Origin of the sequence: Neisseria sp. HMSC70E02, assembly GCF_001838645.1 — a bacterium.
GTDB classification, from domain to species: Bacteria; Pseudomonadota; Gammaproteobacteria; order Burkholderiales; family Neisseriaceae; genus Neisseria; species Neisseria macacae.
This window is the reverse complement of record NZ_KV838107.1, coordinates 847-1,436: the sequence shown is the minus strand read 5'-3', so window position 1 is coordinate 1,436 and position 590 is coordinate 847. Positions and strand designations below refer to the sequence as shown.

Below are 590 nucleotides of genomic sequence, written 5' to 3'. Positions count from 1 at the left end.
TCCCCCGTGGGGGAGGGCTGGGGAGAGGGCATTCTCCGAATTACGGCAATCTTTTCCAACACCCTAACCGACCAAATACAAGCCTTGCGGCTTGTTGCCCTCTCTCTAGCTCTTTCCCACGGGAGAGAGGATGGGCGGTTGTTGCGATTAAGGGTTCTGCAAGGAAAATAGGTTGTGTAGGTTGCTTTTTGTTTTTCAGACGACCTGCATCAACGGTTGTAAATCCAAGTTGCTTTTCAAACCGCCTGCAACCGCAAAACTTGCTATAATCCGCCCCCTCCCCCGTGGGGGAGGGCTGGGGAGAGGGCATTCCCCGAATTTCGGTAACCTTTCCCAATATCCTACCACTCAAAATACAAGCCTTGCGGCTTGTTGCTCTCTCTCTAACTCTCTCCCACGGGAGAGAGGACGGGTCGGCTGTTGGGATTAAGGGGGCTGCAAGGAAAATAGGTTTTGCAGGCTGCTTTTTTACTTTTCAGACGACCTGAAATCAACGGTTGTAAATCCAAGTTGCTTTTCAAACTGCCTGCAACCGTAAAACCTGCTGCAACCTGCTCCCTCCCCCGTGGGGGAGGGCTGGGGAGAGGGCA

At 52.9% G+C, this 590-nt stretch carries 1 protein-coding gene; it reads right to left on the bottom strand.

The window, feature by feature from the left end; genetic code table 11:
• Positions 1-383: 383 nt before the first annotated feature.
• The coding region (locus tag HMPREF3277_RS15370) for a hypothetical protein (RefSeq protein ID WP_210401169.1) at positions 384-590 on the bottom strand (207 nt) is incomplete at its 5' end.